This is a genomic window from Staphylococcus rostri, from assembly GCF_002902145.1.
Taxonomy (GTDB): domain Bacteria; phylum Bacillota; class Bacilli; order Staphylococcales; family Staphylococcaceae; genus Staphylococcus; species Staphylococcus rostri.
The window spans coordinates 1-24,815 of record NZ_PPRF01000004.1 but is presented as its reverse complement, the minus strand read 5'-3'; the positions used below and the strand labels follow the sequence as shown (position 1 = coordinate 24,815).

Sequence of the window (24,815 nt, the reverse complement as noted above, 5' to 3'; positions counted from 1 at the left end):
CTGCGTAACAAAATACCTATTGTTCATAGGTAATATACAGCAAAAAACGCCACGGCATCTTGGGGGAATGCCATGACGTAATGAATAGAATTAATAGAATAACATTAACAATACTGGAAGCATAACTGAACTCAATACGGCTGATAAGATCATACCGATAGAGCTGAATGCACCAGACTCTAAGTCCATTTCTAGGGCTCGGGCAGTCCCAAAAGCATGAGAGGCATTACCGAATGTCATACCACGCGCAATGGCAGACTCGAAATGCGTCATACGGATGAGTAAGGCACCTAGCATACTTCCTAATAAGCCAGTTGCGATGATGAACATAATCGTCATTGTGTCCTCACCGCCGAGTTGATGTGACACTTGAATGCCGACAGCTGCAGTAATTGAGCGGGGTAGCAATGTCACAATTTCTTCACGATGATAACCGAGTAGTTTGAGAGAGAAAAAGATCAGGGAAAAGTTCAATACTACCGCTGTTATCACACTCATAAAGATGATTTTAAAGTTTTTAACAATCTTATGTCTGTTTACATACAAGGGATATGCCAGGCATACCACAGTAGAGCTCAGCAAATGATTAATCCATTTACCGCCAACCATGTAGGTATGATAGTCTATGTGAAATAGAAGGAGTATGGCTATCACACCGAGAGACGCTATCAATGCGGGGTTCAGTATTGGCGTCTTGAACTTGTTGTATAACTTCTTCGCAATGACAAACATTACGATTGTGAGCGCAATCATTGTAATAGTCTGCAAAGCTGTCATATATGTCGGTGGGGTCCTTTAGAGAATACTTTACCCATCGTCATTTTTTCAGCCACTAATCCTGAAGTTAATGCGACGAGTAGTGTTCCTATAACAACTAAGGCAAAAAATACAACAAAGTTCATATCGATTTCAGTGATAACATCCATCACACCTATCACGGATGGAACGAAGAAAAATACCATTGTCGCGAGTAGGAAGTTTGCACCATCTTTGACCCACGCCACGCGAACAATTTTAAGTTGCAGTAAAGTATAGAATAAAATCAATCCTACAATACTCCCTGCAAGAGGGACATGGAAAAATGATTGCAGCCAGTTACCTAAGCGTGTGATACCGTAAATCAGGGAAATTTGCCATATCACATTCATATACTTAATTGCTGTCATCCTACTCACCTCTCTTCGTTTCGATAGGTTTATTATAGACCCTATTGACTCATTATAAAAATACAGCTTTTTCATACAACCTATTACTTTTTGTTATAGGTCATCTTCCTCAGTCTTTGTTAACGGCAGGTGAATATTCAAATAATCTAAAAATGTTTCTGTGGCGTGATTGAGTGGCGTGTCTTTCTTCCAGATAACACCCATCTCCCAGTGTAATGTCTCGTCTTCCAACTGAATCACACGAATTTCATCATTTTGACGGATGATGCGACCAATTGTCTCAGGCAAAATTGTAATGCCCATTTTAGCAGTTAACAAATGCTCGATGAAATGCCATTGCGAAATACGTGATACGATGTTCGGTACGAAGCCAGCTTTGCGTGACGCTTCCACAATACGATCGTTTAAGTAGAAATCTTCATTGAACAAAATAAAGTCTTCATTTTGTAGCTCCAACAAGGAAATGGCTTGCTTGTGCGCCAAGCGATGAGAGCGATGCATAATCACTTCAAAACGTTCCGCATAAAGAGGAAACGCATCAAAACGCGTACTATCTACCGGTAATGATGTGACACCTAGATTAATATCCCCATTATGTATCTGTGCCTCAATGGTTTTACCACCATTCTCAATCAAGCTAAAGGTTACATTAGGATATTGTTGGTGAAATAAGCCCAACACTTGCGTAAAACGTGCCATATCCATAATAGCGGATAAGCCAATCGTAATATGCCCCGTCTCTACATTCACGATACTCTGTATTTCATTTGGTAAGTTTTGATACAGCAACAAAATCTCAGACGCCTTATCATAAAACACCCGTCCAACATCCGTTAAACTTAATTGCCGTTTTGTCCGGTCAAACAGCGGTTCGCCTAACTCTGCTTCCAATTCTTTAATTGCCTTACTAATCGTTGGTTGCGCAATATATAACGTTTGTGCCGCACTGGTCATACCCCCTTGCTTCACAACTTCTACAAAATACGTCATTTGTTTAATATCCATCTCAATCCACCTCACTTGTGACTATTGTATATCATATACTTTATAATAAGGGCATAACATGCTTTATTTTTATGCTAAAGGAGTTTTTGATATGACACTTAAACTTGAACGCATCTATCATAAACAACCAAGTGAAGGTATACGGATTTTAGTTGATCGCGTATGGCCACGCGGTGTCGCTAAAGCCGATGCACATTTAGATCACTGGCTCAAAGACGTAGGACCTACACCAGCGCTCCGAAAATGGTTTGCCCATGACCCACAAAAGTTCGACACCTTTCGAGAAAAGTATATGATTGAACTACAACATAATGACACACAGCATGCAGCGTATCAGCAATTGGCGGACATTGTACAAACAGCTGATCAAGACGTTGTGCTATTGTATGCTGCGAAAGATACAACTTATAACCATGTCGTTATCTTACGTGAATGTTTAGAAAACGGCATGATTAAAGCGTAGTAACATCTACAATCTTGAAGGTGTTACTACGCTTTCTATTTGAGAATTATTAAAAAGAGGTTGGAATTTACATCCCAACCTCTGAATAGCTATTATTATTTCACGATAAGCACTGGAATGTTTACACGTTTTGCAATTTTATGTGTTACGTGTCCTAATACGTGCTTAATGTCCATTTCAGAACGTTTATTACTCATTACAACCACGTCGTAGCCGCCTTCTTCTACTTCAGCGACGATTTCTTTTGTTGCTGAACCAGTCGCAAACTTCACTTCATAAGATAAGTTTAATGCGTCCAACTTATCTAAGAATGGTTGTAGTTCTTCTTCTTTCTCTTTCACAACCTCATCAAAATGCTTGCCTTGATAACGCACATAGTTCGCAAGCTCTGTTTCAGAAACGACGTTAAAAACGACAATTTTACTTTGTTCATCCGCTTGTGACAGCTTTACAAGTTGATCCGGTACGTTATTAAAGCTATTACCAAAGTCGTATGGTACGAGAATTTTGTTATACATAGCAATGCCTCCTCAATTGTTACGTGCTCTATATGATGGCGCTAACCATTGAATCTTATTGCCTACCTCTATCAACTATATTTTAACATTTTTAAAACGCTTTCACAAATTTGCCCAATGCTTGTGAGGAACCATTGGAACTCAAAACAGGTCGATAATTTGAAAAATACTGGGGGATGGTACAACGAAATCTTTTTTTAAATGAGATTCCTGTCCCACTCTCCAGTATTTTTGCTATTGTGCTTCTCGTACGTGTTCAAAATATTGTGCATCCAGATGATTGACATCAAGATGTTCAATTTGCAGTGTTGTATGTGATAAATGATAGTCTTCTTTAAGCAAGCGCTCTAACTGGTTGATCGTCTGATAGGCGTCTTCACTATTGCGACTTTCCAACACGACATGCGCACTTAATGAATGGTGGTCTGTTGTAATCGACCACAGATGAAACTCATGTACGTCTAATACGCCTTCAACAGCTGTCATCGCTGCAATAATTTCGTCAATGTCCAAACCTTCTGGCACTGCCTCCATTAATATTTGCCATGTATTGCGCATAATTTTATAACCGCCGCGCAGAATAACGAGCGCAATAATCATACTTAAGATTGGGTCAATCAATTGAATGCCTGTAAAGTGAATTAAAATGACCGCGACAATCACGCCGACTGAGTTCAATAAATCTCCCATAAAATGCCACAATGCACTTTGAATGTTAATGTTATTTTCTGTTTTCAGTGAACGTACAAGAATAACCGTCAAAATAATATTTACGAGCAAGCCGATTGTTGCGACACCCAACATTAAGTTGCTATCAATCGGTTTTGGATAAATCATGCGGATAATCGCTTCGTAAAAAATCCATAGCGAGATGACGACGAGTGCCAATCCATTTAAAAATGCCGCTAATATTTCTAAGCGTAAAAAGCCAAAGGTATAGCGAGATGTCGGTGGACGACTTGCAAAATAGATGGCAATCATAGACAGACCGAGTGCCGCGACATCACTCAGCATATGGAATGAATCAGACAGTAATGCCAGTGAGTTCGAGACAAGTCCACCTACAAATTCCACAATCGTAAAGATTAACGTAATAATTAATGAGAGCCACAACGTCGACTTAGAGTGCGTCTGTTGTTTGCGATGCTCTACATGATGAAAATATTGATGTCTTGCCATAGTCATCGTCTCCTTTATTCATTTTCACTATACTACAACAAGGGAGACATAACGTCGAATGTGACTCGTACAATTATGTGTCAAAAGCACAACGATAAATAAAGAGAGCGCACCCCATGATGAGTACACTCTCATTAATATATTATATTCGTTATTTAATAATGTCGATAAGTTCTTTCTTAGATGCTGAACGTGCTGGAATCCAACCGAATACCACACCGATAAGGGTTGAAACGCCGACTGCCAGCAAGATAGATCCGACACTGACGGCACTCTTGATATATTCTGGTGTCAACGCATCAACTAATGACGCAATTAAAATACCGAGAATCAATCCGATGATACCACCAATAAGACAGAGAATGACACTTTCGATTAAGAATTGGAACTCGATATGACGACTTTTCGCACCGAATGCACGACGAATGGCGATTTCTTCAGTACGTTCTGCAACGGAAATATACATCACGTTCATAACACCGATACCGGCAATAAAGAGTGAGATACCTGCCACTGCTGCAACGAAGTACGTAATCGAGTCAAAGATTTTACCGATACTCTTCATCATTTCTTCTAAATCTGTATATTGGTATTCACCAAGTCCAGCAGCCGAGCCACTACGATTCAGCTTATCAACCACTTTATTAGCAATTTTCTTTTTGTTTTGTTTCTCATCAAACTTAATCTCTAACTGTGGCGAACTTGGTTTAAGATGTGGCAAATAATGTTTCACCGTACGTGTTGGGATGTTTACCAAATTTTGAATTTGTGCATCATTTGCAATCCCTACCACTTCAAAACCCATGCCATCAATATAAATCGTTTTGCCGACCGCATCGCCTTTGAAAAGTTCATCCGCAACTGTTGATGAAATTGTCGCTACACGACTTTCCATCATATTATCATCTTCAGTAAAGCCCTTGCCTTCACTTGGACTTGTCAATGACTCCTTTTTGACAATTGAAATCTCTGTCTCTTTCTTCTGAGTACGCGCTTTAGACGACAAGCCAAATGTGTCATCTTCTTTAACACGCGCATCTTTGACACCTTTCACTTGGCGGGCCAACTCAATATCACTATCAGTAAAAGGGTCTTTGCTTGGTGCATTAAAATCTTTCGCATAGTAGTTAATCAATGCCGCACCTTTAGACGCACCAGCATTACTGAATTCTTCGTTCGCAGACTGTTTAAAACCATTACCTAGTGACATAATCGTAATAACCGCAGCAATCCCAATAATAATCCCAATCATCGTGAAAATGTTACGACGCTTGTTTTTCATAATGGACAGCAGTGAAACATGAATGATATTCGCGAAACTATTCATGTTGATTCACCTCTTCTCGTTGGATGCGACCGTCTAGAATATGAATGACACGGTCTGCTTGTGCTGCCACTTTCGGATCATGCGTAACGATAATCATCGTCGTCTTACGCTCTTTGTTCAACTGCAAGAATAAATCCATAATATCTTGAGATGTTTTAGAATCCAGTGCCCCTGTTGGTTCATCGGCAATAATAAACTTCGGCTGATTGACGATCGCACGCGCAATCGCGACACGTTGTTGTTGACCACCAGATAATTTGTTTGGCACAAGATTTTCCTTATCGTATAAGCCCACTTGATGCAAGATGTCGATGACGCGTTGCTTACGTTCACGCACGCCTAGCCCTGCATACAATAGCGGGATACTGACATTTTCCAAAATGGTGTTGTTTTGGATTAACTTGAAGTTCTGGAAGACAAAGCCTACTGTTTCATTTCGAATCTCCGCAAGCGCGTTGTCCGACTTTTCTTTGTAGCTGGCGCCGCCGAATAAATAGTCGCCCTCATAACCTCTGTCGATAAAACCTAGAATATTAATCAACGTACTTTTACCCGAACCAGACGGCCCCATAATGGCAACAAATTCACCCGCTTCAATGCGCAAGTTAATATCCTTCAATATGTGATTCGTTTCGTTACCGTTTTTAAAGTGTCGATTGACATCTACTAGTTCTATCATTCAGACACCTCAACTTTTTTACCGTCTTGCACCTTACTGTCAGGGTTTTTGATGAGCTTGTCGCCTTTCTTCACACCTTTTTTAACAATCAACGTGCCATCTGCTTCATCATATTCCACTTTAACTTTGTGTGCTTTGCCTTGCGCATCAACAACATACACATGGTCGTCTTTCGTTAAGACCTCTTTAGGTAACTTCAACGTCTCCTGTGGAATATCCGCTTCAACTGAGTAACCATTGCGCACTTTAAAGTCTAAGTCACCAATCATCACTTCATACTTAGACGTTTCATTCGCATTGTCACCAGATGGACTGTTTTGAACTGGATTGTTCGTCGTTAATGACGTACTACCTTCTTCACCTTCTCCACCACCTGCTTGTGCGCTTACACCTGCGCTACTTGCTTGTGCGGCACTACCGTCTTCCTTATAGCTTGTTGGCAACTGGCTAATTTTAACAATCTTACCTGTTCCTTTTTTACCAGTACTATTCACTTGAATGTTGACTTTGTCACCAACTTTAATTTTATCTAAGTCATATTCTGATACGGTTGTTTGAATTTCAGGTTCATCCGAAATCAATTGTAAAATCGTCTCACCATCGCCTACATTGGATGTATTCTCAAGTGATACTGTACCTGGGAATGTCGCGTATACACTGTTGTTCACTTGACCGTCATAGCGATTCAACTGCTGCCATGCTTTGTTAATCGCATTTTGATCGCCCTGTTCTTGCGCTTGATTCACTTGATCAACGAGTGATTGACGTTGTGTGCCATCAATCGCATAGTTAATAAGCGGTGTGCCCTGTTGCACGTATTGACCATCTTCCACTTGTACACTTACAAAGTCGCCGAGTTGTGAATTATTTTGGTATGTTTTAATCGTATGTGGCGATACCTTTCCTGTCACGCGGATTGGTTTCTCCTCTTTCACTTGATATGTATCGTAACCATCTTTCTCCGTTTTATCGTCACCAAATGCTTTGACTGCCAATGCAATGCCTAGCAACAGCACAAAACCGACAATCGATAAAATAATGAGCGTACGCTTTTTCAACTGTATAACCTCCTAATTATTATCAAAAAATAGTCATTATGAACTGCCATAAACTTCTCAACATCTAAAATATGAATTACACTACATTCCCTATACTAGTTATAACGTACATTTGTATACGATTACAAATAGTTTCAGAAAATTTTTTTGAACAATGTTATAATGATTTTATTCTTTATAAGGAGTGTTTAATTAATGGATTATTCTAAACCGTTACATATTGAGAGTTTTACACAGCAACGTTTCGAACCAAAAACCGGTCTGAAAATGCTAATCTTTTTAGTGCTAGTCGTTGCAACTGTTGCCATCACTGGCTTGATTTCAGATTTTGCAGCACTCACTTCAGAAAGCCAAGGTATTCAAGGTGCCGATGCTGAACAAATTGCAACTTTTACAAAATATGGCGCTTTAATTGGTAGCTTTGTGGGTGCGTTTATATCAATTGGTTTTATCTTCCTTGTATTTTTGATTATTGATAAAATCTTCAAATCTGAAACACGCCCAAAAAGTATCTTTGCTGCGGTACTACTACGTGCAATTGTTATCTATGCCATTCACGTTGTTGCCCTAGTCATTCAATGGATTGCAGGACTCGATCCACTACAAGTGAGTATTACATCACTCAACGCCTTTGCTCCAGATAATGATGCGTTAGGAGTTATCAACCTTGTAACACTTGTTTCTGCGTGGTTATTCGGTGTAACACTCCATTCAACAATGCATATTAACAAACGCTGGTCATGGATTTTCACAGGCATCTACCTTGTATTATTCATCGGATTCCCATTGATTTTTGCACTTATTTAACAAAGAAATGAACCCCAAGATAATGGCTTGTGTCATCATCTTGGGGTTTTTGTAACTATTTTTTACGTAAACGAATAACACGTTTAATTAATAACCATAGAATATATATTAATAATATAGTAAGTATGACTGTTAATAGATAAGGTGGTAAATAGAGTTGCCCTTGTGAAAGATAATACACATTTGTGACAAACAATACCCAAGCACCCAATTCAACAAGAATGAGTACAACTGCCATTTCTTCCTTATGCTTTCTCGGATGTTCTTCGTTTTTCCCTTTAATATTGCGCTCCAACACCGGTAAGTAATGTATCAATAATGTAATAACACCCCAAATCAACATAAAAATCAATGGTAATGACCACAAAGATGCTTTTGACCCATATTGATCAGGTGTTCCTAAATAGCCATAATGTGTACCAACTTGATTTGGAATATGACCATAGACTGTCATCAAATAAATTACAGCACCCAGCCATAATACCGGTATGAGTAAATTAACCTTTTTCATCAATAATGCCTCCCATTCTTTCTCTCACTGCTGATAAATATACTGTGCCAAACTTCACGAGATGCACGAGTAACAAATAGAGTTCATAAAATTGAATGCGGTAAAACGCACCGTCTTTAAGTGGATACGCGCGATGATAGGCTGCATAAAAGTCTGATGAAAATCCACCAAACACTTTGGTTGCCCCTAAATCGAATTCACGATCTCCATAAAGCGGTGATGGATCAAATAATGCAGGCGTACCATCAGTTAAAAACATATAATTGCCTGCCCATAAATCACCATGTAGCAACGATGGTTCACTTTCATGTGCTTTCAACGTGCGACTCATGATGGCATACACTTGTTGAAATTGTTGTGCATCACGCGCAGTCCATAGACCTTCCTCTTCTATACGTTCTACTAAAGGATCGATACGTTGATGTAGAAACAAATCGTGCCATAACGTTTGCCACTGGTTATCAAAACTGATCGTGCTCCCTTTATAAGGTAAGTCAAAACCAAACTGACCATTCGGACTTTTCACTCGATGTAGCTGTGCGACAAGTTCGCCCAAGTCTTGTTGGCTACCCGTGACCCCTTCTGCTAAATAACTCAATAGTAAATACGCATCGCCATCGATACAACCATTTGCGATCACTTTAGGTGCCGTTATCCCTGCTGCTTCAAACGCTTTAAGCCCTGCAATTTCTGCCGCATAAAAATCAGCAGAGCGTTGCGACTGAATGAGTAAAAAATAGGTCTCTTGCGCGGTCTCAACACGAAAAGCTTGATTCACATCGCCACCACTCACTGGCGTCATTGTTCTGATTTCATCGACTGGCAACTGTTGATACCATTGTTGTTGCATATTCTAACCCCCTATCAACTCTCTTAACTGTAACATACCCTATCACATGCCCGAGCAATCAGATTGATTTGAAAGTCCTATGCGTTTCGCTATACTTAATTTATGAATAATATATTAAAAAGGAGCGCTATACTATGACTGATAAACGTCAACAATTATTAGACACATTCAACTATCGCTTCGCATCAAAACGCTTTGATGCCGACAAAAAAATTGACGACAAAGACTTCGAAACCATCTTAGAAACAGGACGCCTATCACCAAGTTCACTCGGCTTAGAACCTTGGAAATTTCTCGTTGTCCAAGATCCAGAGTTACGCCAAGCACTGAAACCAATCAGCTGGGGCGCCCAAGGTCAACTTGATACAGCTAGCCACTTTGTGATTCTGCTAGCACGTAAAAATGTTCGTCCAGAGTCACCTTATTTCCAATACCATGTCCGCGAAATCAGACATATGTCCGAAGAAATGGTTTCTGCAATGGTCGAAAAAACTGCCAACTTCCAACGCGACAACTTACGCGTCTATGAAAGTGACCGTGCATTGTGGGACTGGGCAAGTAAACAAACATACATCCCACTCGGTAACATGATGACTGCCGCAGCCTTTTTAGGCATTGATTCATGCCCTATCGAAGGCTTCCAATACGAAAATGTTGCCAAAGTTCTTGCTGACAGAGGCTACCTAGATACAGACGAATTCTGGCCATCTGTTATGGTCGCATTTGGCTATCGTGACGCAGAACCTTCACGTCCGAAAACACGCCGTCCTGCTGAAGACGTCGTACAATGGATTTAGGAACGAGGTTGTGAGAAAAGCGGTTAGGAATCGGGCAGAACCCGAGCACTGCACAAAATCGCTTTTTGATTTTGTTAAAGTGCGGCAGTAGCTGATCGTGATTCCTGCTTTTTGAACACTGACATCACGATGTTGCGAAAGACCTGCTTTCCTTCCAACCAACACAAATAAAAGGATATGACCCATTCACGCCTCGACGTGAATGGGTTTTGTTATCTTAAATCGTCTGACGCTCTGCGCTTTCAATACGCATCAAATAGTCAGCAATTTCATCATAAAAGTCAGTCAGTTGCTTGGCACTATGCTTGGCATCTAACGTATCATTGCCGATAAAGTCGCTATGATCCCAACCACTCATTGTTGGCATCACTTGCCACACACCTTTTTGTAGTGGTGCATCAGCCGTTACATCCACATGTGCTTCTCCTGTTGGATGCTGTGCCGAAACAACAGACACTAAGCCGTCATTTGGACGCCAGATTTCTTCCATGACAGAACCAATCAAGTTGCCCGTCAACACGTGCGCAAATGCCATACCGAAATCAATCATATGCTTACCAGATAATACTTTATGTGTTGCTTGCCCAGTGAATGTTTTATAGTAAATATTTGGATTCACCGTCGTCAGTTGATTTAACTTCTCAGCCCCAGTCGTCGTAAGATCATACAACGCCGTATCTTCAGAATCCCATAGCTGACTTTGCGCAACACGCTTACCATATTCAATAAGCGACTCGCCCTCTCGCTGCTTAAATCCCCAATGATGCATACCTAGATCTAGTGTGCCCGCATGATTACCAAATGTACGCGTTAATCCGTATAACAAATGACGAATAAACGGCGTATTACCTAACTGATCTGCGGCATGCGTGCCATTATGTGGTGTTGCAATGGTAGTAATCGACGACACCATGTTGTCATGACCACCTTGGTACAATGGACTTAGCGTACCACCGTGTTGCTGTTGATATGCCAACTCTTCTTGATTTCCATTGCGTAAATAGTGTTCCAATAGACGAATCGTTTGTCCCCCCATACTGTGACCTACTAAATGAATCGGCTTGCCAGGTTGCCAGTCTGGATAGATGCCTTTATACGTCTTACCATAACGTTCATGTCCATACTTCTCAGCATGCGCTGCACCGTAATCCGCGCGACCACCTACGATATAATGATACAAATCGACGACACGTTCATGGTTACTCGCAATGGCACTCACACTGGCCTCATACATCTCATAGCCTTTATTACGTAGATATTCTTGTAAGTTCGCTTTCGTACCACCCCAGTAGTTGATACCTTTAGGCGCTACATCACCTACAAGCCCCATAAACCCATGAACAAACACAAAAGGATGTTTATTAAGTGGCTGTTCTGGATTCGCTATCTCAACTGGAGATGCTGCTTTACGTAAACTGCGTGCTTCTGTCTGATTATCAGCAACTTCTTTCGCCTCGGTTAACTGGGTGTCTGTATGTACTGTCTCTTTTTCAGCCTTATTCTCTTCAGCTACATTTGTGTCATGATGCGTTAACGCTTTGTCCGTCACTTTAGGTGCTTCTGTCACAGAAAGTTCCGACTGTGCATCTTGAATCTTCGGCATAACTGTTGTCTTATCCACTGGCGCATCAACAGTTGTTGGTGCTACATCTGTTACATTATGATTATTGTCACTTTCAGTTAGTGCTTCACGCGCTTCCGTTTTAACTGGTTGCTCATCCAACGATGGTTTTGTATCAACAACTTCGCTTGGTTGTTGAACTGTCACATCTTTTGCTACATGTGATAATTCAGGTTGTGCATCTTCAACTTGTGCTGTCGCTGACTCAGCTACTTTTACGACCTCCGTTGGTTGCCCCACATGCTCTGGTTGTCCCTCTGCTGCTTGTACGTCTTGTCCACCCACTACAAAGAAACAAGTTGCTACAACGACTGACGCTGCTCCGTATACAGACTTCCTAATAGAAAATACATGCTTGCGATTGTTCATATTCTCATCTCCTAACTTTGTATAAAAACGCTTACACATAATATAGCAAATTCAATAATCAAAAAAACAAATATTCCCTAACTGTATTGTTTCAATGCGTAACTGTTTATAATTGCAACATATCACACGTATACTATTACCAACTTGCCTGCATATTCATTACAACTTCAACCGCAAGACCGATGTTAACGTTCTCAAAAATAGGTATACTTAAATTGTAAACAAAGAAAAAGCAAAATAGGAGTGAGTATGATGCGTTTAAAAGATGTCATTACTGGTGCATATCACGACTTATTAAACATGAAGATTAATGCTAAAAATGTGATCATCACAGCTTTAATTACATTTTTTGCTAGCTCTATGATGTCACCGTTTTTAGGTATTCCAGTTGGCCTATTGTTTTCAGGATGGCTCATTGAAAATAAATTGAACGACTAATAAAATAAACCTACATGAACATGGTACACTAATACTATGTTTATGTAGGTTTTTTCTTGTTGGAACAAATTTTTAAATTAATTACAAAACGATATTCAATTGCATAAAACACTATTATATAATAGTACAAACAACCTATGTCTTTTCATTAAATATATATATAAGGAGAGGTATTCATTATGCTTAACTATTTACAACGCATTGGTCGCTCACTCATGCTACCAGTTGCTGTGTTACCGGCAGCAGCCATTCTTGTAGCGATTGCTAATATTATCGCTGCCACAATCGGGCAAAACGCCGCTTACGCATTTTTCTTCAACGCGGGTATGGGCGTTCTCGAAAATCTCGGCCTACTTTTCGCCATTGGTGTTGCGATTGGTATGGCAAAGAAAAACGATGGTGCGACAGCGCTTGCTGCCATCGTCGGCTTTTTAGTAGTCGATAAATTGTTAGATCCAGAAAACGTTGCTATTTACTTAGGGATTACAGAAAAAGCCGTCAATCCCGGTTTTACTAATATCGGCTTCGGTAACGTCTTTGTTGGTATCGCCGTTGGTTTGATTGCCGCATCTTGCTACAACAAATTCTCATCAGTCGAACTCCCTGACGCATTCGCCTTTTTCAGCGGGAAGCGTCTTGTACCAATCATGACGGCATTGTTCTCAGTTATCTTTGCATTCGTACTTTTATTCATCTGGCCGTTCGTCTACAGCGCACTTGTTGCATTCGGTAAAAGCATTATCGACCTTGGTGCAGTCGGTGCAGGGATTTATGGTGTTGCTAACCGATTGTTGATTCCGCTCGGCTTACATCATGCATTGAACGCTGTATTCTGGTTTGACATTGCAGGTATTAATGATGTCGCAAACTTCCAGTCACAAACAGGTACGAAAGGCATTACAGGTCGCTATATGGCTGGCTTCTTCCCAATTATGATGTTTGGTATTCCAGCTGCAGCACTAGCGATGTATCATACCGCACAAACGAAATATCAAAAACAAATTGGTAGTATTATGTTCGCTGGTGCTATCTCAGCATTTATCGTTGGTATTACTGAACCTATCGAATTCGTCTTTATGTTTGTTGCACCGTTATTATATGTCGTGCACGCACTGTTAACAGGGTTATCACTCTTCATTGCCGCTCTCTTCCATTGGACAGCAGGCTTTGCATTCAGTGCTGGACTAATTGACTTTGTGTTATCGCTTATCAATCCTTTTGCGAACCATCCATTAATGCTGGTCGTTCAAGGGCTGGTATTCTTTGTTCTATACTATGTGCTCTTCCGCTTCCTTATTGTGAAGTTCAATCTCAACACACCAGGACGTGGTACAAACATTCCTACTTCACAGGTGGCAGACACGACGGATATATCATCTGAATCATCATCAAGCAAATATACGCAAACAGCTGCGACAATAATCGAAGGGCTTGGTGGCAAAGAGAATATCACATCACTGACAAACTGCGCGACACGTTTACGCCTTGAACTCGCAGATAATACAAAAATGAACGAAGCGCAAATTAAGTCTGCCGGCGCTGCTGGTGTATTGAAAAATGGTCAGCATGCTGCTCAAATTATTATTGGAACACATGTCCAACAAGTCGCTGACGAAATGGAACGACAATTAGAACAATAAAACACAATTATTATGTTAGAATATAAATAAGCGACACTATTTGTTTTATGAGTACAAGGATTAGATTTCCAAAAATAATATCCCTCATTCCAATTCATATGATAATACAAGTAAAAATGAAAGATAATTAGAGAAAGGTGAACGACGTGACGATTAAAAAAGCAATTATACCAGCAGCGGGATTAGGTACACGATTTTTACCCGCTACGAAAGCAATGCCAAAGGAAATGCTGCCAATATTAGATAAGCCGACAATTCAATATATTGTTGAAGAAGCAGCAAGAGCGGGCATTGAAGACATTATTATTGTGACAGGGAAACATAAACGTGCGATTGAAGATCACTTCGATACACAAAAAGAACTTGAAACAACACTTTATGAAAAAGGGAAGTTAGAAATGCTTGAAAAAGTTCAATATCCAACTGACCTTGCGAATATTTTCTATGTCAGACAAAAAGAACAGAATGGACTCGGTGACGCCATTTATACCGCGAAACAATTTATCGGCAATGAACCTTTTGCTGTGCTGCTTGGCGATGATATTGTTGAATCTGATACGCCTGCCATTCAACAGTTGATGGCGCAATACGACAAAACGGGTAAATCTGTGATCGGTGTTCAGACAGTTCCAGAATCTGAAACACATCGTTATGGCATTATCGCACCACAATCACAAGATGAACGTTTATACGACGTCGCAAAATTTGTAGAAAAACCAGAACAAGGTACGGCCCCATCGAACCTTGCTATTATGGGAAGATATGTCTTATCACCGAAAATCTTTGACTACTTAGCAACACAAACAGAAGGTAGCGGTGGCGAAATTCAATTAACAGATGCCATCGAGCGTTTGAACCAAGATGATAAAGTTTATGCGTATGATTTTGAAGGTACACGTTACGATGTTGGAGAAAAAATTGGTTTTGTGAAAACAACGATCGAATACGCGTTGAAACACGATGATATGAAAGACGAAATCAAACGTTACATTCAATCATTAGAGCTATAAGCAAGGAGGCGAACAGTGTGAGAAAACAGTGGGAAGCAAAATTATCCGAAAGCCTGGTTGAACCTTTTTATAATATGCAATCTGAACAAGAAATTGCAGAAGGCTTTTCAGATGTCTTAGCTTTTGGAACGGCTGGTATTAGAAGTACATTCGGCATTGGTCCGGGTAGTCTTAACAAGTTCACGATTCAAAAGTTTGCGTTAGGCTTATCAAAATATTTAAAGCAACTGACTGCACATCCTAAAGTCGTGATTCACTTTGATACACGTCATCTATCCAAAGAATTTGCGGTTGAGATTGCTAAAGTACTCGGTACGCACGGTGTATCCGTTATTTTGCCAGACACGTTTAAGTCAACACCTGAGCTATCATTTGCTGTACGTCACTTGCAAACGACAGCTGGTATTATGATTACAGCGAGTCATAACCCTAAAAATTATAACGGCATTAAAGTCTATGCGCCCTATGGTGGTCAACTGTTAACAGAACCTTCAATGGCACTCAGTCAATACATTGATGCTGTTGAAGACCCGTTGAATATCCCGACAACTGACCTAGCAGAACTGCAGGCTCAAAATATTGTTATACCATTTGACGACGAGACGACAGAAGCCTATCAACAAGCTGTTAAAGATTTAGTAGGCACTTTACCAGAGACGTCTATCAAAACGGTGCTTACAAGTTTACACGGTACAAGCTTACCTTTATTGGCAAATATTTTAAATGACTTAGACTATACGAATTATGTGATTGCGACTGAACAATCGACACCGAATGGCGACTTTCCGACTGTCCCTATCGCTAATCCGGAAGTGGAAGAAACTTTTGATATAGGTAGACAATTGGCTGAAGAGGAAGATGCACAATTAGTGGTTGCGACAGATCCGGATGCCGACAGACTTGGTATTGTTGAGCGATATGAAGATGGCACAACACGCTATTTTAATGGAAATGAAATTGGCTTATTACTCATTAAATTAAGATATGAGCAATTAAAAGACGAAACACCTTTATATATGATTAAATCGGTTGTTACAGGGGCATTGAGTGAGAAAATCGCACAATCATTAGGTATAGAAGTCGTTAATGTCTTAACAGGTTTTAAATATATTTCAGATCAGTTAAACCAATTCGCACAACAACCAAAGCAGCTACTCCTAGCCTATGAAGAAAGTCATGGCTACTTAGTCCAAGACTTCTCAAGAGATAAAGATGCGCTACAAATTGCGACATTACTTATCAAATACAAAGCACAACTGGCACAAGACAATCGAACATTGAAAGATGTGTTAATGGCGATTTACGACACTTATGGACACTACCAAGACCGTACACTTTCACCGACATTTGCTGGCGCAGAAGGCAAAGCAAAAATTCGTGAAATCATGCAGCACTTTGAACAGCTTAACACGATTAACATCGACAACTTGACGCCATTGTCTATTGAAAATTATCGAACACGCGAAGCATTCAATGTAAACAATGGGCACATCGAAAAAATCGACTTACCACAAACCGATATGATCAAATTTATTTTTGAAGAAGGGTTTATCGCGGTAAGACCTTCTGGTACAGAGCCAAAAATGAAACTTTACTTTTCATTAAATGTTGACGACTTAGACAGCGTCATCAACGACTTTCAAACACAATTTGGATTATAAAAAATAACGGCCACAACATCACACGTTGCGGTCGTTATTTTTTGACTGTAACTAACTTGCCGGGGTGAGAAAACTGAGATTCCTGTCGCTCTCCCCTATGCCTACATCAATCTCTCACATCATCACATCTTAGCGTAATAATTTATAAAATTGTGCTAACGCTTGTGCATTATGTGCCTGCACATCAAATTTTTCATATGTTGGTACTTCATTATTCATAAATTCAAGAATACCGCGTCCTACATTTTCAGGTGTATTCTCTACTAACATACCGTATTTCCCTGAGTCTAATACATAACGGTTTGCCGGAATATCCGATGCCAGTACTTTTGTCCCAATGGTCATCGCTTCTAATAACACCATTGATTGGCCTTCATAATGTGAAGAAAGCACGAATAAATCACATTGCTTCATAATGTTGAAAGGATTGCTTTTTTGTCCGACAAGATACACATGATTATCCAGTTTCAATGAACGAATCAAGTTTTGCAATTCTTTTCTCAACGGCCCTTCTCCTAAGATATACAACTTCGCATTCGGATTTTGTCGCGCAACATCCTTAAATCCTTTAATAAGAATATCAAAGCCTTTTTCAGGAGATAAGCGCCCCATCGCCATTACTTTGAAGTCATCGTCGTTGAATTCAATACCTTTAATTTGATTATTTTGCAGAATCGCAAGTACTTTTTTATCGTGATTAATAAAGAAGCCATTTTCATCATTTTTAAGTTTTTCAATGCGTGTAATATTGATAGTATTCATTGCTGACGTGAATTTTCGACTGATATTCGGCTGACTCAAATTATGCATATTCAACTTAGATGTTTCCTCAGAGACACTGACAAGGTAATCAAATTGCGGATACATCGAAATGACACCTTTCAAGTTCACATAATGCGGTCTCTTACCATTGACTGTTCGATTCATATCGCTTTGAATATCACTGTGTAAGAAAATCAACTTCTTCTTAGACTTTGTACCTAGTAGGATTTTTGACCAGAACATTGAGTAACCACTAAAGTCAATTACATAATCAAACGTCGCGTTACCAAAGATTTTTCTAAATTCTCGTTCATATACCGCCGTTGGATATAATGTCTTTTCTAATTGAGATTGAATACCTCGATTTTTAACAAACGTGTTTTGATAAGTCTCCTTCGTCGTCGCCAATAACGGCCCTTTTCTCAAAATAATACGTACGTTATCATTCACATTCGCTAAGTTATTTAATATTTCATCATTCGTCGTTTGATTCAAGAAAATCGTCACATCATATTTATCGTAATCCAAGTTCTCCAGCAAATTAATTGCCGATGTCGTGATACCATTATTCTTCATACCACCCGGATACATTAAAATATGTTCTTTCGTACTTTGCGCTTCAACTTTCTGATTACTAAACATCGCTTCAATAAGCTTTTCTGTCACATGCCCATCGTCATATGAGACATACAGCTTTTTAAAGTTCGCATAATTATCTTGATAGTTCAACGTGTTATTTTCCGCTTTGTGGACTTGGACAATTAAATCTTGCAAATTATCAACTGATGGCCCTGGTAATGCATCCACATCAATGTATAGACCACGATTACGCTTATAATCTTCATAATCAGGTGCATAAAAAATAATCGGATTATCCGTCACTAAATAATCAAAGAAAATACTTGAATAATCTGTTACCAATAAGTCAACAACACTTAATAATTCATTCGTATCAAAAGTATCCGGCACTAAATAAGGTAAAATGCCTTTGTGTTGTAAAGCCATCTCATAAGCAAATGGATGCACCTTCACGAGCACTTGGTAAGATGTATTATCTTTCAATCCCATCACCATTTGGTAAATGTTTTCAATACTATCTTCCGGATTATTGACGTCTTCACCTCTCCAAGTTGGCGCAAATAACAACACTTTTCGTTCATCAACGCGAATACCTTCCGAGCTCAAATCACGAACGACATTCTCACGTTGACTATTCAAAGTTAAGTCAATACGTGGATAGCCCATTTCCATAAGGCGACCATTATAAAGCCCTTCTAATGAAAATGCACGATTAAAGATTGATGTTGTGTGTGCATTCGGGCTCACTAATATATCCGAACTCAAAAAGTTTCTAATTACGTTTTGTGAACCTAGCAAGTTATCCTCAATATCAAGTCCCATTGCTTTAATCGGTGTTCCGTGCCATGTGTTTACATAGACTTGTTCTTCTTTTTTCGCGAAATATCCCGGGAATGTTGCGTTATTTATCAAATATTTCGCTGTCGTTAAAACGTGTAAATATTCGTCACTTTCTTTGACAACAAATTGTACATTATCGTAATGATGATATTTCCTTTCAAACGTATCCTTTTTTTGTTCCGTATCCACTACCCAGAAATGCGTAAAACCGTTATATTGTTCATTCTTTAAAAGCTGTAGAAACACTGCGTACGGACTATCCGTCATACTTTGGCCGTCTCGTGACTGATAGACGATATGTGTCGGCACAACCTTGTTCTTTTTATAGTACTCCGCATACTTCGTTACTTTATTGACATGTTCACTTCGCAATCTCGCTCTAAGTGGTTCAGAAGCAAACTTATATTTTCTTTTAATCTGATTCAATAAAACTTTCGTCACTTTATTCAAAGTAGCGCACCTCATTCTCACATAATCTTTAACTATTTAAATATTCTTCTAAACCGCTATTAATCGTATATTTCGGTGTGTAACCCATTTCTGTAAGTGGTGTAATATCCGCAACAGAATGCTTCACATCACCTTTTCTCGCTTCATCAAATTGATAGTCAATCGTCTTATTATAGCTTGCTTCAAACGCATGGAAAATATCTTTTAACGACGTTTGTTTACCCGTTCCAACATTAAGCACTTCGCCATTCGTACGATCGTTTTCAATCACATGCACAATCGCATCCACTAAGTCTTTAACGTAGACAAAGTCTCTCGTTTGTTCGCCATCTCCGAAAAACGTAAAGGTTTCATCATTTTCAAACTTACGCTTCATAATCGAAATCACACCTGAATATTGCGAGTTCGGATCTTGTTTCGGACCATAAACATTAAAAAAGCGCAACGCTGTCGTCGGTAAATCATACAGATGATGGTACATCTTCGTATATTGTTCTCCCGCGTACTTTTGAATCGCATACGGCGACTCTGGTTGTACGATGCTCTGCGTTGTTTTTGGCAACTCTGGATTATTACCATATACTGCCGCAGAAGAAGCGAAGATAAACTTTTTAAGTTGGCTATTATATTCACGGTTGGCTTCTAAAAGATTGACCGTCGCATTAATATTCACTTCATTCGACATCAAAGGTTGGTTTACCGTATCAACAACGCTAACCACTGCCGCAAGGTGAACCACAATGTCAAATTGATGGGTTTTGACAATGTCTGTTACTTTATTAGCTTCACGAACATCTATTTCTAAAAAATGTGCTTCATCTATAAACGGAATATTTTCTCTATAGCCACTTGCTAAATTATCTAATACAAATACTTCGTGTGACTTTTCATAATAATAGTTCGCAATGTGTGAGCCAATAAAGCCGGCTCCACCAGTTATTAATATTTTCATGTTATTCCAGTCCTTTAAATATATTTTGAAATGACGAACAACATTCTCATATAACGTCTGTAATATGATATCACTCAGCAAAAGGCGATACAATAAGTTCCATTGGGCGTGGGATAGGCGTCAAAAGATTCCATTGTCCTACTCTCGAAAAGGTTAAGTAAGTTTGAAAAAAGCTTGTAAAAGCATATTTTCATACCAATCAACTTCTACCCCTTCTACATGAAATCTCAAACTTAAATTAAATGTTTTTATTAATGTTCCAGCCCTGCAAGAATCTTTCGAAAGCAAACATATTTTGCTTATTAAATCCACCTTATATGACGTCATTTTTCACTCTTGTATCCTTCTATTTTACCATTAATCTCTCTAATAAAAAATTTTTTTAGCAGTATAAACATAATAAAAAGCTACTTATCTTTAATTTAAAAATAAGTAGCTTAGATATGATATATTTCGTTTCTTCTAATATAATTATTCAGCTTCGCCCACAACTGTAAAGCGTGTATTCACAAATTGACCTTGTTCTGCTTCATCAACAATCGCGATCGCGTAGTCTGCATAGCTGATGTAGCTGTCCCCTTTTGCGTTCACAATGACATGGTCTTTACCTAATTGGTATGCGCCTGTACGCTTACCTTCATAGTCAAAATCGGCAGCCGGACTCATAAATGTCCATGTCACATCTTTTGTATCATACATAACTTCTAAAACACGTGCTGAACCTTTAGCTGTTGGTAAGAAGATTTCAGGGAATTCTGGTGTGTCCATAAGTTGTGTTGTTTTATCTTCATCCACGTATAAACTACCTGCACCACCGACAATAATAATTCTAACATCTGTCCCTTTAACCGCTTCATTCAATGCGATACCTGCATCCACATGTATTTGTTCTTCACCAAGCGTTGCACCAAACGCATTAATGATCACATCAAAGTCTTTAACATCTGCTTGTGTTAAATCGAAAATATCTTTCTCTAACACAGCGACATTTTTGTCAGTCACTTTTGCTTTATTACGTACGATTGCTGTCACATCATGTCCTTTTGCTACCGCTTCTTTTGTAATTAATTGACCTAACTTACCACTTGCACCGATAATACCTAATTTCATTGTATATTCCTCCTGACAGTTACCTGTAATCATTTCGTTTACTTGTAATCATTATAGTTACAGGTAAGTGCGTTGTCAACAAATAAAACTGCTTTGTTCCTAAACATTTATACGTTATACTTGTAACTAATGAGATTACATGCTTGAAATGAAAGGAGGTTCGCCATGTCTATCAGTAGTAGATTTTCAATCGGCATTCATATCTTAACTTTAATAGATGCGACGACAGATGAAGTGGCATCGTCGGAATATATCGCGGGCAGTGTTAATGCGAACCCAGCAATGATAAGAAAGATTATGGGCATGCTAAAAAAAGCAGGATTGATTGATGTCCGTCCAGGTGTCGCTGGGGCGCAGCTTGCTAAAGATTTAACAGACATCACACTATTAGACGTATATAAAGCCGTGAATGCTGTGAAAGATAACACCTTGTTTAATATGCACGATAACCCTAATCCTAACTGTAATGTCGGCCGTAATATTCAAGCGACCATTGAGCCTATCTTCAATATGGCACAAAACGCCTTAGAACAAGTATTCGCAAATATTACAATTGCCACGATTGTTGAAGATGTCCAAGCGCGTGAAGCTGCTAGAACTTTAACGGAATAAAATGCGAAAAGCACCGCCTAGAATGTAGGGGTGCTTTTTGTATGTTATGATTCTACGGTTTCTTTATCCGCAAGTGCATCTAAAAATGCTTTCGCCTGCTGATTCACTTCTTTAAAGTCAATGCCTTGTTGCTGTGCCGCAAACACACAACCACAGTAACATTGACGGAAAATGTTGTAGTCGTTGCACATCGTGATGGAACGTTCATAGCCCTTGTTCTTTTTGAAATCACTCGGCAAGTAGTTCACATCATAAAGTTGTTGGACGTCCAAGCCAATTTCGTTAATTAATTGTGCATTCTTTTTCGGCGACAATGTAATGGCACTACCGAAATAGTCGTAGCCTAATTCGACAGCCGCTTCTGCCACCATTTCTAAACGCATACCGAAACACGCCGAGCAACGTTCTCCACCTTCTGGCGCATCGGTCAAACCACGTGTTTTCGCCATTTTCATAAATTCATGTGGCTTGTATGGCGCTTCAATATATTTTACGTCAGCCCCTGTCCGTTCGTTAAAATCTTTCACAAACTGCTCTTGTACGCGTGCACGACGCAAATACTCATTTTTCGGATGAATATTTGGGTTGGCAAAATAAATCGCAACATCGGCATGCTCTGTTAAAAACTCTAATGTATACGTACTACAAGGTGCGCAACAGCTATGTAATAAAATGCTCGGGCGCTCTTCATTACGTGTCCAATTGACAATCATTTTGCGCAACACTTTATCGTAGTTGATTTTCTGATTTTTCATTTTCTCCAATATAGTATCTGCTTGAATCATAGTATCCCTACCCGCAATAAAATAGTCATTATAAATACGACGCCTCCCAACTTGAGTAGTAGGAGACGCCTTGTACAGGTGACACATGCTCACATCTGTGATTATGCTGGGTCGTCACTTAGCGTCACCAAATTGCATATAAATCGCAATCGCTCGTTTAATGTCCGCTAAATTCAATTGACCAAGACGAGAGCCTTCACGAAACCACGCTAATATCTCATCGGACGTATGAAGCTCCTTAGGAAATTTTGAGTCTACATGAATGCGTCTCGCCAAATCACCTAATGGGGTATCATCACCAATGTAAATTTGCATATATTCATAAAAGCTCAAGTTATACTTCACCTCATTTACGAGCTATGCAATATTATATCATAATCTCACAATGATACTTGTCAATTTTTAAACGTGGCACGAGTTCCCCCAATGCTTTACTTGTATTTAACTGACAAAACGCTATACTATGTTTAAACAACACTTTGAAGAGGTGCGCAACATGCAAAAACTAATTAACATCTTTGTGATTGTCTTCATTTTAATCGGCATGGTATTTTTCGGAGCTAAGGCCATGAGCAGTGATTATCATGCGCCGAAAGAAGAACAGTCGTCTCAGGTAAAACCTAAAGAAGCGAAGAAAGACAAAGATAAGAAAGAAAAAACAAAACCTAAAAAAGCGAAGGAAGCAGAAACGGAAACTGAAGAAACACCTGTGTACGATCCTAACGTGTCACAAGAAGCACAAGTACCCGTAGAACAAACTGAAGTTCCAGAATCAACAGAGACGGTGGAAGATGTTCAACAGCCTGACACATCATATACACCACCGGTACAGCAAGCACCTGCATATACGAATCCACAAACATATGTCCCGCAACAAGCACCTAGCCAAGCGGAACAATCGTACAATACAGTCGATAACCAAAATGGACAACAAACAGACGCATTAAACAACGATCAAATATATAATGCCAATTAATCATAGTAAAAGCCCTATTGGATAGTACGTCCAATAGGGCTTCGTGTTATTTATGGTTACGGAATATCTTGTCTAACGCCTTACCTCTCGCTAGTTCATCAATCATCTTGTCTAAATAACGAATCTCTTGCATCAGTGGTTCTTCAATGTCTTCTACACGTACCCGACAAATCACACCCGTAATTTTTTTACGATTTGGATTCGGTTCCGGTGCTTGCTCAAAGAATGTTCTGAATGACGTCTTTGCCTCTAAATGTTCCGCAATTTTTTTATCAGTATAACCCGTCAACCAACGAATAATGGTATCCACTTCTTCTTTCGTACGCCCTTTTTTCTCAGCTTTGTTCACGTAATTCGGATATACATTTGCTACTGGCATTTCATAAATTTTATGTGTCATATAGAACCTCCTATTATCGTCCGTTCTTATTGAAAACGCCATCTACTCTCATTCTAGCAGATGGCGTGTGGTATCCGTATCATATAACTTTATTGTTCGTGTACTTCTATTGTAACACGATTAGATGTATTTAGCGCGAGGTTAGGACAAAAGCGTTTAGGATTTGAGCAGAACCGAACGATGAGCAAAATTGCTTTTTGATTTTGCCGAAATCGTGGCAGTTCTGTCGAAAATCCTGCTTTTGGGACAC

General features: G+C 39.4%; 26 protein-coding genes. 9 read left to right on the top strand and 17 right to left on the bottom strand.

The features are described from left to right. Window positions 1–90: 90 nt before the first annotated feature. The 3 genes from CD122_RS00680 to cidR all read right to left on the bottom strand — a co-directional run bounded on the left by CD122_RS00680 (window position 91) and on the right by cidR (window position 2,171). Window positions 91–777 (bottom strand): LrgB family protein, encoded by a 687-nt coding sequence (locus CD122_RS00680; protein ID WP_103357105.1) that lies wholly within the window; start codon window positions 775–777, stop codon window positions 91–93. Continuing rightward, on the bottom strand, window positions 774–1,166 hold the full coding sequence (locus tag CD122_RS00675; RefSeq protein WP_103357104.1) for a CidA/LrgA family protein: 393 nt from the start codon (window positions 1,164–1,166) through the stop codon (window positions 774–776). Before CD122_RS00675 ends, CD122_RS00680 begins: the two co-directional genes overlap by 4 nt. A gap of 93 nt (window positions 1,167–1,259) precedes the next feature. After that, window positions 1,260–2,171 (bottom strand): cidABC operon transcriptional activator CidR, encoded by a 912-nt coding sequence (cidR, locus tag CD122_RS00670; RefSeq protein ID WP_103357103.1) that lies wholly within the window; start codon window positions 2,169–2,171, stop codon window positions 1,260–1,262. Window positions 2,172–2,262: 91 nt separating this feature from the next. Here cidR and CD122_RS00665 point away from each other — a divergent pair, with 91 nt between their 5' ends. Continuing rightward, window positions 2,263–2,634, top strand: a complete 372-nt coding sequence (locus tag CD122_RS00665) for a DUF488 domain-containing protein (protein ID WP_103357102.1) — start codon at window positions 2,263–2,265, stop codon at window positions 2,632–2,634. A gap of 95 nt (window positions 2,635–2,729) precedes the next feature. Here the strand turns inward: CD122_RS00665 and CD122_RS00660 are convergent, their stop codons facing one another. The 5 genes from CD122_RS00660 to CD122_RS00640 form a co-directional block, all read right to left on the bottom strand. After that, on the bottom strand, window positions 2,730–3,152 hold the full coding sequence (locus CD122_RS00660) for a universal stress protein (RefSeq protein ID WP_103357101.1): 423 nt from the start codon (window positions 3,150–3,152) through the stop codon (window positions 2,730–2,732). A 234-nt stretch (window positions 3,153–3,386) separates the two neighbouring features. After that, window positions 3,387–4,331: a cation diffusion facilitator family transporter gene (locus CD122_RS00655; protein WP_103357100.1), complete on the bottom strand. Its 945-nt coding sequence runs from the start codon at window positions 4,329–4,331 to the stop codon at window positions 3,387–3,389. Window positions 4,332–4,482: 151 nt separating this feature from the next. Next, entirely contained in the window at window positions 4,483–5,658 is a 1,176-nt protein-coding gene (locus CD122_RS00650) for an ABC transporter permease (protein WP_103357099.1), read from the bottom strand. After that, a complete protein-coding gene (locus CD122_RS00645) occupies window positions 5,651–6,337 on the bottom strand; it encodes an ABC transporter ATP-binding protein (RefSeq protein ID WP_103357098.1) in 687 nt (228 codons plus the stop codon). The genes CD122_RS00650 and CD122_RS00645 overlap by 8 nt, the downstream gene beginning before the upstream one ends. Then, window positions 6,334–7,395: an efflux RND transporter periplasmic adaptor subunit gene (locus tag CD122_RS00640; protein ID WP_103357097.1), complete on the bottom strand. Its 1,062-nt coding sequence runs from the start codon at window positions 7,393–7,395 to the stop codon at window positions 6,334–6,336. The genes CD122_RS00645 and CD122_RS00640 overlap by 4 nt, the downstream gene beginning before the upstream one ends. Window positions 7,396–7,590: 195 nt before the next feature. Between CD122_RS00640 and CD122_RS00635 the strand changes: the two genes are divergently transcribed. Continuing rightward, the gene (locus CD122_RS00635) at window positions 7,591–8,202 is read left to right on the top strand and encodes a YIP1 family protein (protein ID WP_103357096.1); all 612 of its coding nucleotides are present in this window, start codon (window positions 7,591–7,593) and stop codon (window positions 8,200–8,202) included. A 55-nt stretch (window positions 8,203–8,257) separates the two neighbouring features. Here the strand turns inward: CD122_RS00635 and CD122_RS00630 are convergent, their stop codons facing one another. After that, the gene (locus CD122_RS00630) at window positions 8,258–8,713 is read right to left on the bottom strand and encodes a DUF1648 domain-containing protein (RefSeq protein WP_103357095.1); all 456 of its coding nucleotides are present in this window, start codon (window positions 8,711–8,713) and stop codon (window positions 8,258–8,260) included. Next, complete coding sequence (locus CD122_RS00625; protein WP_103357094.1) at window positions 8,700–9,563, bottom strand: fructosamine kinase family protein; 864 nt, start codon at window positions 9,561–9,563, stop codon at window positions 8,700–8,702. Before CD122_RS00625 ends, CD122_RS00630 begins: the two co-directional genes overlap by 14 nt. Before the next feature lie 134 nt (window positions 9,564–9,697). On the opposite strand from CD122_RS00625, the gene CD122_RS00620 reads away from it, so the two are divergent. Then, window positions 9,698–10,360, top strand: a complete 663-nt coding sequence (locus CD122_RS00620; protein ID WP_103357093.1) for an NAD(P)H-dependent oxidoreductase — start codon at window positions 9,698–9,700, stop codon at window positions 10,358–10,360. A 217-nt stretch (window positions 10,361–10,577) separates the two neighbouring features. Here CD122_RS00620 and lip read toward each other — a convergent pair whose 3' ends face one another. Continuing rightward, window positions 10,578–12,350: a YSIRK-targeted triacylglycerol lipase gene (lip, locus tag CD122_RS00615; RefSeq protein WP_169926442.1), complete on the bottom strand. Its 1,773-nt coding sequence runs from the start codon at window positions 12,348–12,350 to the stop codon at window positions 10,578–10,580. 252 nt (window positions 12,351–12,602) lie between these two features. On the opposite strand from lip, the gene CD122_RS00610 reads away from it, so the two are divergent. The 4 genes from CD122_RS00610 (at window position 12,603) to CD122_RS00595 (ending at window position 17,099) form a co-directional block, all read left to right on the top strand. Then, on the top strand, window positions 12,603–12,788 hold the full coding sequence (locus tag CD122_RS00610; protein WP_103357091.1) for a VraH family peptide resistance protein: 186 nt from the start codon (window positions 12,603–12,605) through the stop codon (window positions 12,786–12,788). Between the two features lie 179 nt (window positions 12,789–12,967). After that, window positions 12,968–14,428: an N-acetylglucosamine-specific PTS transporter subunit IIBC gene (nagE, locus tag CD122_RS00605; protein WP_103357090.1), complete on the top strand. Its 1,461-nt coding sequence runs from the start codon at window positions 12,968–12,970 to the stop codon at window positions 14,426–14,428. A gap of 146 nt (window positions 14,429–14,574) precedes the next feature. Next, a complete protein-coding gene (gene galU / locus CD122_RS00600; protein ID WP_103357089.1) occupies window positions 14,575–15,438 on the top strand; it encodes a UTP--glucose-1-phosphate uridylyltransferase GalU in 864 nt (287 codons plus the stop codon). Between the two features lie 17 nt (window positions 15,439–15,455). Beyond that, on the top strand, window positions 15,456–17,099 hold the full coding sequence (locus tag CD122_RS00595) for a phospho-sugar mutase (RefSeq protein WP_103357088.1): 1,644 nt from the start codon (window positions 15,456–15,458) through the stop codon (window positions 17,097–17,099). A 129-nt stretch (window positions 17,100–17,228) separates the two neighbouring features. Here the strand turns inward: CD122_RS00595 and CD122_RS00590 are convergent, their stop codons facing one another. From CD122_RS00590 to CD122_RS00580, 3 genes are all read right to left on the bottom strand, one after another. Next, window positions 17,229–19,745: a glycosyltransferase gene (locus CD122_RS00590; RefSeq protein ID WP_103357087.1), complete on the bottom strand. Its 2,517-nt coding sequence runs from the start codon at window positions 19,743–19,745 to the stop codon at window positions 17,229–17,231. A 13-nt stretch (window positions 19,746–19,758) separates the two neighbouring features. Beyond that, complete coding sequence (locus tag CD122_RS00585; protein ID WP_103357086.1) at window positions 19,759–20,682, bottom strand: NAD-dependent epimerase/dehydratase family protein; 924 nt, start codon at window positions 20,680–20,682, stop codon at window positions 19,759–19,761. Window positions 20,683–21,153: 471 nt separating this feature from the next. Continuing rightward, window positions 21,154–21,792, bottom strand: coding sequence for an NAD(P)-dependent oxidoreductase (locus tag CD122_RS00580; protein ID WP_103357085.1), 639 nt, complete (start codon window positions 21,790–21,792; stop codon window positions 21,154–21,156). A 165-nt stretch (window positions 21,793–21,957) separates the two neighbouring features. Here CD122_RS00580 and CD122_RS00575 point away from each other — a divergent pair, with 165 nt between their 5' ends. Beyond that, on the top strand, window positions 21,958–22,404 hold the full coding sequence (locus CD122_RS00575; RefSeq protein ID WP_103357084.1) for an Rrf2 family transcriptional regulator: 447 nt from the start codon (window positions 21,958–21,960) through the stop codon (window positions 22,402–22,404). A 44-nt stretch (window positions 22,405–22,448) separates the two neighbouring features. On the opposite strand, the gene CD122_RS00570 is transcribed toward CD122_RS00575, so the two are convergent. Continuing rightward, window positions 22,449–23,189: an epoxyqueuosine reductase QueH gene (locus CD122_RS00570; RefSeq protein WP_103357083.1), complete on the bottom strand. Its 741-nt coding sequence runs from the start codon at window positions 23,187–23,189 to the stop codon at window positions 22,449–22,451. A 114-nt stretch (window positions 23,190–23,303) separates the two neighbouring features. Then, window positions 23,304–23,522, bottom strand: a complete 219-nt coding sequence (locus CD122_RS00565; protein WP_103357082.1) for a YozE family protein — start codon at window positions 23,520–23,522, stop codon at window positions 23,304–23,306. Window positions 23,523–23,685: 163 nt separating this feature from the next. Between CD122_RS00565 and CD122_RS00560 the strand changes: the two genes are divergently transcribed. Continuing rightward, entirely contained in the window at window positions 23,686–24,165 is a 480-nt protein-coding gene (locus CD122_RS00560; RefSeq protein WP_103357081.1) for a hypothetical protein, read from the top strand. Window positions 24,166–24,211: 46 nt separating this feature from the next. On the opposite strand, the gene CD122_RS00555 is transcribed toward CD122_RS00560, so the two are convergent. Then, a complete protein-coding gene (locus tag CD122_RS00555; RefSeq protein ID WP_103357080.1) occupies window positions 24,212–24,565 on the bottom strand; it encodes a DUF2200 domain-containing protein in 354 nt (117 codons plus the stop codon). Window positions 24,566–24,815 lie beyond the last annotated feature (250 nt).